This window comes from Calidifontibacillus erzurumensis, from assembly GCF_013303125.1.
In the GTDB taxonomy this organism is placed as follows: Bacteria; Bacillota; Bacilli; order Bacillales; family Bacillaceae_J; genus Calidifontibacillus; species Calidifontibacillus erzurumensis.
In genome coordinates, this window is the sequence record NZ_JABTTE010000003.1 from 235234 (window position 1) to 241746 (window position 6513).

Genomic DNA, 6513 nt, shown 5'->3' on the forward strand with positions numbered 1-6513 from the left:
GACAATTTTCCTAATATTTTTATAATAGAGAAATCAGTATAATACAAGGAAGTGATGAAAAGTGCCTATCAATATTCCGAAAGACTTGCCTGCAAAAGAAATACTTGAGAACGAGAATATTTTCGTTATGGATGAGGAACGCGCTTACCACCAAGATATTCGTCCTTTAAATATAGTAATCTTAAATTTGATGCCTTTAAAAGAAAAAGCTGAAACACAGCTTCTTAGGGTGCTTAGCAACTCACCGCTGCAAGTTAACATAACATTAATGCATCCACAAACACATCAATCAAAAAATACAAAACAGGAACATTTAAAAAATTTTTACCGTACATTTGATCAAATACAAAGCAGAAAATTTGACGGTATGATAATTACTGGGGCTCCGATTGAACTACTTGAATTTGAAGAAGTAAATTATTGGGAAGAATTAAAGAGAATTATGGAGTGGACAAAAACGAACGTAACTTCAACGCTTCACATTTGTTGGGGAGCCCAAGCTGGCCTTTATTATCACTACGGCATTCCAAAATATCCTTTGGACAAAAAGATGTTTGGTATTTTTAAACACAGAACACTAATAAAAAATTCAAGATTGCTGCGTGGCTTTGATGAAGTATTTTTAGTTCCTCATTCCAGACATACTGATGTAAAATTAGAGGATATTGAAAATAATCCTAATTTGGACTTAATGACTTATTCAGATGAAGCAGGTGTCTGCCTTGTTGCTTCAAAAGACCGCAGGCAAATCTTTTTAACTGGTCATCCTGAATATGAGGCGACAACATTAAGAGACGAATACATTCGTGACAAAAATAAAGGACTCGATATTGATATTCCGGTAAATTATTTTCCAAACGATGATCCGAATGAAGAACCATTAAATACTTGGCGTGCCCATGCTCACTTATTTTATACAAACTGGCTCAACTATTATGTATACCAAGAAACACCATATATTTGGGAGTAATTCAAAAAGCTCTACATTAAATTCTTTTATTAAATCTAAAAGTGCAAGTGATGGAAATCAAATCTTTCCAGCACTTGCTTTTTTCATTTTTACACATTTTTCAACAGTTTTTCCACCTAAAAGGTCAATCATTTCGAGATTTTTTGCAAATCATAGTTATATATACTAGGTTTTTAAAAAAATTTTAAAATTTTTTACATTTTAATATCAGAAAATTCTTTAAATTCAGACGAGCTTTTGGTATAATAAAAAAAAGAGAAAGGATGTGATTGATATATGACAAAAGCGTTAAAAGTGGTATTTCTTTCAAACCTAACTGTAATAGCAGTACTGGCACTACTCCCAGCTTTATTAATCACAAGTGACGTAAGCTTTATTAGTGGTTTAATTGAAAACTTGACAAATGAAACGAAATAATTATTAAAAATAAAACATACTGACTGATTGGGATGGCACCAAAAAAAGACAGTAATTATGGGTGCAGTACACTTTTCAGTCAGCTTATTTTGTGTGCAAATATAATATTTTACCCAATTTCATTTTTCCTTCTTTTCCTCTTCTTCACAAGAAAAACAAATCAACATTCCATCATCTTTCACTATTCCATTTAAAAAGCCGTTTAAACAATAAATTTCTTTTTTGCAACAATGACAAATACCTACAAACTCTTTCAACTTGAAATCTCCTCCCTTCATGTTTGCTGAACACATACCTATTTATTTCCTATATTATCATACTATTCTAAAATTTTTATCGATTATTTCCAAAAATGATACCATTTTTTCGGTTTCCGTTCGATTTTTTTTCTTTTTTCTTTAAATGCTTCTCGGATTTTAGCAGTTACTTCCTTATCTCGTTGAAGTATTATTAACTGTTCTGCTTGTTTTTCTAATCGATGGCCCATCCCTTATCCTCCTCGTAACAAAAATCGATTGTATTATAATTCTACAAAAGAGATATGGAACCCTTTGCCAAAAAACAGAAAATTTTGACGATAACTTTAATAAAAAAGCAAACAAACCGAACTAATATGGTTTGTTTGCTTTTAGCAACTCTATTTATAATGTTAACGGTTCTGACGATACAATCACACCATCTTCGTCAGCATAAGCATAGTCTCCCGGAACCCAAGTAATTCCACCAAAAGTTGTTGGTTCGTTTGTTTTACCTTTTCCTTCTTTTTTACTTTTTAATGGCATTGTACCAATTGCAAAAATACCGACATCCATTTGGTCAATTTCACCGCTATCACGAATACAGCCATTGACAATAATACCCGCTAATTTACGATCGACTGCAATTTGCGCTAACATATCCCCCACGAGCGCACAATTCCGTGAACCGTGGCCATTGACAACGAGAACTGAACCTTCCGGAATTGTCTCTAGCATTTTCCGAACTAAAACATTGTCCTCAAATACTTCAACGGTTGCAATCGGACCTGAAAAACGCTTCTTTCTCCCAAAAGATTTAAACTCCATTCGGCATATTTCAATACGATCAGAATATTGATCGCATAAATCTGCCGTTTTCAATGGTTTTACTACTGTCAATGAAAAGCCCCCCATTCCCTAAATGTCAGTCCTAATTATACTACTTTTTTGAAAATTTTGTTAGAGGCTTTCATTGTTCATTTTTAATTTTTTTCAATTTTATCAACAATGTCTCGGGCAATCCATACACCACAAGCGCTCGCCTGCGCTAATCCACGCGTAACACCAGCGCCGTCGCCGCCCAAATACAAACCTGAAATTTCAGATTCAAATTTGTCATTTAAATTTGGTCTTGCTGAATAAAATTTAGCTTCAACTCCATAAAACAGCGTATGTTCAGAAGCAATTCCTGGAGTAACATGATTTAATGCTTCTGTCATTTCAATGATGCTTTTCATTGTATTATAAGGGAGGACTAATCCTAAGTCACCTGGTACTGCTTCCTTTAATGTTGGTTCAATAAAGCCTTCCTTGATCCGCTTTTCTGTTGAACGGCGCCCTTTTAAAATATCTCCGTATTTTTGTACGATAATGCCGCCCCCGGATAATTGATTTGCAAGAGTAGATACTTCGTGTGCATATTCAGTCGGTTTATTAAACGGTTCTGAAAACTTATGGGAAACAAGAAGCGCAAAATTCGTATTACGGCTGCCTAGTTTCGGGTCTTTATAGGCATGTCCATTCGCAAGCATAATACCTGAATGATTTTCGACGACAACATGTCCTGATGGATTTGAACAAAATGTTCGAACAGTAGTACCTACTGATGTATTAAAGATAAACTTTCCTTCATAAAGGTGCTTATTAATCTCTTCCATCACAATATCCGAAGTTTCAACACGCACACCGATATCAACTTGATTGTTAAACATGGTGACCCTGCGTTTTTTCAAAATTTTTGTCAACCATGCAGAGCCGTCGCGGCCTGGAACGATGACAACCTTTTTCGCATGTAGTACTTCACCATCTTTAAGCTTAATTCCTGTTACTCTGAACCCTTTGTCCATTCTTTCTGTTTCGATATCTTCTACTTCTGTTTTGAACCGCATATCTATTTTGTCTTTTAAATACTCATAAATGCTTTGCAATATTTGCAAGTTTTGTTCTGTCCCAAGGTGACGAACCTGTGCACGTAAAAGTTTTAGACCAGCAGCATAAGCTCTACGTTCAATTTCTTTTACTTCCGGAGTTAACGGATCTGTAATCGCTTTCGTTGCTCCATGACTTAAATTAATTTCATCAACGTATTTGATCAAATCTATAACCAGAGATGGAGGTAAATAATCAGTCATCCACCCGCCAAATTCACTAGTAATATTAAACTTCCCATCCGAATACGCCCCTGCTCCACCAAAGCCATTTGTAATTGAACAGGCTGGCAAACAGCCGGCATATTCTTTTCTGCCCGCCGCCGGAGGACATAATTGAATTTTCTTCTCCAAAATTGGGCAACGCCTGCTGTAAATATCATGACCTTTATCGATTAATAAAACATTTGCTCCTGATAATTTTAAAGATAGTTCATAGCAAGTAAATATTCCTGCAGGTCCTGCTCCAACAACAATAACATCATAATGATTTTGATTTTTCATACATGTACCTCCGTTCAATCATTAACTAACCATCCATTATCTATTCACAATCCTTAGATAATATACCAAAATACTAAATAATCGTCAACAAAAAAGACGAACATTATAACATACAATTGTTATAACGTTCGTCTTTTTTAAAATTTTCAAGCGTTTTATTATAAAATCGAGTTCTAATCTATCCCGAAACCTTAATTGAACCATCAATTAAATCATGAATAGTTTTTTCATACTTCGCCATATTTCCTACATCAGACCAATAACCAACAGCATTAAAGCCAAAAATTGAAATACCCTTTTTTAAAAGTAATGGAAATAAATCTAAGCTAAAATCAAATGGACAACCTTTATTAATATACCTCAATATGACTGGTTCCATAATATAGATGCCCGTATTGACCTGATTTGAGAAAACCTCTGACCGTGAAGGCTTCTCTAAAAAGCGTGTTACTTTACCGTTTTCATCTGTATTAATAATCCCATAGTCCATCGGATTTTGAACCATTGTCATAAAAATCGTTATCTTCGATTTTTTCTTTTTATGAAACTGAATGCCCTTCGTTAAATCAAAATTGGAAATTACATCACCATACATGACAATAAACGGTTCATCTAAAAACTTTTCCGCATTTTTTACGCTCCCTGCTGTTCCCAATGGCTTCCTTTCTTCAAAATAAGTTAATCGTACGCCAAACTTTCGTCCGTCACCAAAGTAATCAATAATTTTTCTCGATAAATATTGAACTGTCACTGCAATTTCTGTTATTCCATGCTCTTTTAAATGTTCGATTGCATACTCCATTACCGGTTTGTTTAAAATGGGTACGAGTGGTTTAGGCAAATGGTTCGTTAACGGACGCAATCTACTGCCTTTTCCCCCAGCAATAATAACCCCTTTCATTGGAAATCACGCCTTCACGATTAATAACTTCACACCTTAGTTACCATATCTATGCGCGGGTATTTTATTTATTCCTAGAATAATCATCAATAAAGTGAAGATGAATGCATATTTCTAAATTCATGATCTATAAATATAGTGTTTTACATTTTCTAAAATTAAGGAGGTACAAAATGACTGAATACGAGGCTGCCAGTTTGCTAGCATTGGGTTTTGGTTTTTTATTCCTCTTATTTGTTTTTTTGTTGGTCTTTTATATTCTTGGTGCCATAGGCTTATATTCGATGGCTAAACGTGCAAATGTTGGCAATGAGTGGTTAGCTTTTATTCCTATTGGCAATGCCTATATTATTGGAGACCTTATTGATGAAAAGATGAAATGGTTCACTATTGGAAAAAGTGGCGGCATCAAACTGTTGATTATTACTATAGGCACAATTGTTTTAAATAATATTCCTGTTATCGGCAATATTATTTCGATATTGTTTGTAATTTTTTGGTTGGTTGTCTTCCATTGGCTATTTGAGAAATATTCAGAAAGCGCAGTAATTTTAACAATCGTGAACATAATAACTGCTGGAATAGCTAGTCCTTTTATAATCTTTGCTCTTCGAAACAAGGAAGCTAGATATTAGTAAAAAATTTTTTCAAAGAGGTGTTCAATCTTTAACACCTCTTTTTAATGCTTGAAACTTAAATGTTAGAAGTATGTTGAGGTTTCCATTTGTGGACATTTTCCGAAATTTCTTTTTAGATTTGCAGGAATAAAAATTTCCGGTAAAGTGAATAAATAAATGTGTACCATTATTTACATATTTTCAATAGGCGGACAATATGAAACTTTTTACTTATAATATCGTCTAAATTGCTGAACAAAAGAGGATGAAAAGGAGGACATTATGAAAAAAATATTTTATTCACTTCTTGCAATTGGGATTATGATCGGTATAAGCGGCTGTAACAATAATATGGATGAGGGCGAAAAAACGTCAGAAGAGACAGTAAGTCAAAACGAAAACGAAAATGTACAAGAAACATCCGAGCAAACAGAGCATAAATTACCGGATTTAGAAAGTGAAAAGACTGTTGATATGATGATTGAGGGAACAACGGAAAAAAAGGTGGTAAAATTACATCATCATACGGAGTTGGGCTTCTCTACATATGTTCCTGATGATATGGTCGTTGAATCGAATCCTGAAGTATTCAATGTTTTTACGAATTACGGTGGGAACAAAAATGAAGATGCAACACTAAAAATTACCCGACAATCCGAAGAAGAACTGACTAAAATATTAACAGACCAAGGCTTTCAGTTGGAAGAACAAGATATGAAAGCTTTTGATTTCTCAGAGAAAGAATTTTCTTTGCAAAAAGAAGGATTTATTGGCCGAATTGCCTTCTTTAAGCATGCTGACGAGAACTATGCTTTATACTATTACTATCCGGAAGAATTTGCTGACGGATTTGGCCCACGGTCTGATATCATTGTAAAAGAAATCGTATGGCATGATGAACAATAACGAACTGAAAATAAGGGCTGTCCTAAATGACAGC

9 protein-coding genes are annotated in these 6513 nt (G+C 34.3%); 4 read left to right on the top strand and 5 right to left on the bottom strand.

Annotated features, from left to right (window positions below; genetic code table 11):
- Positions 1 to 61: 61 nt before the first annotated feature.
- Entirely contained in the window at positions 62 to 970 is a 909-nt protein-coding gene (gene metA, locus HR057_RS04475) for a homoserine O-acetyltransferase MetA (protein WP_173730220.1), read from the top strand.
- 276 nt (positions 971 to 1246) lie between these two features.
- Complete coding sequence (locus HR057_RS04480) at positions 1247 to 1387, top strand: hypothetical protein (protein WP_173730221.1); 141 nt, start codon at positions 1247 to 1249, stop codon at positions 1385 to 1387.
- Positions 1388 to 1506: 119 nt separating this feature from the next.
- On the opposite strand, the gene HR057_RS04485 is transcribed toward HR057_RS04480, so the two are convergent.
- From HR057_RS04485 to HR057_RS04505, 5 genes are all read right to left on the bottom strand, one after another.
- A complete protein-coding gene (locus HR057_RS04485) occupies positions 1507 to 1644 on the bottom strand; it encodes a hypothetical protein (RefSeq protein ID WP_173730222.1) in 138 nt (45 codons plus the stop codon).
- A gap of 83 nt (positions 1645 to 1727) precedes the next feature.
- Positions 1728 to 1874, bottom strand: coding sequence for a hypothetical protein (locus tag HR057_RS04490; protein WP_173730223.1), 147 nt, complete (start codon positions 1872 to 1874; stop codon positions 1728 to 1730).
- 154 nt (positions 1875 to 2028) lie between these two features.
- Positions 2029 to 2505 carry a ribonuclease E activity regulator RraA gene (gene rraA / locus HR057_RS04495; RefSeq protein WP_173730239.1) on the bottom strand — a complete coding sequence of 159 codons (477 nt, stop codon included), beginning with the start codon at positions 2503 to 2505 and terminating at the stop codon, positions 2029 to 2031.
- A gap of 101 nt (positions 2506 to 2606) precedes the next feature.
- The gene (locus HR057_RS04500; RefSeq protein WP_173730224.1) at positions 2607 to 4055 is read right to left on the bottom strand and encodes an NAD(P)/FAD-dependent oxidoreductase; all 1449 of its coding nucleotides are present in this window, start codon (positions 4053 to 4055) and stop codon (positions 2607 to 2609) included.
- Positions 4056 to 4233: 178 nt separating this feature from the next.
- Positions 4234 to 4956, bottom strand: a complete 723-nt coding sequence (locus HR057_RS04505; protein ID WP_173730225.1) for a nucleotidyltransferase family protein — start codon at positions 4954 to 4956, stop codon at positions 4234 to 4236.
- Positions 4957 to 5129: 173 nt separating this feature from the next.
- Here HR057_RS04505 and HR057_RS04510 point away from each other — a divergent pair, with 173 nt between their 5' ends.
- Together HR057_RS04510 and HR057_RS04515 are read left to right on the top strand one after the other, a co-directional pair.
- A complete protein-coding gene (locus HR057_RS04510) occupies positions 5130 to 5591 on the top strand; it encodes a hypothetical protein (RefSeq protein ID WP_173730226.1) in 462 nt (153 codons plus the stop codon).
- A 264-nt stretch (positions 5592 to 5855) separates the two neighbouring features.
- Positions 5856 to 6479 (top strand): hypothetical protein, encoded by a 624-nt coding sequence (locus HR057_RS04515; RefSeq protein WP_173730227.1) that lies wholly within the window; start codon positions 5856 to 5858, stop codon positions 6477 to 6479.
- Positions 6480 to 6513: the final 34 nt, after the last annotated feature.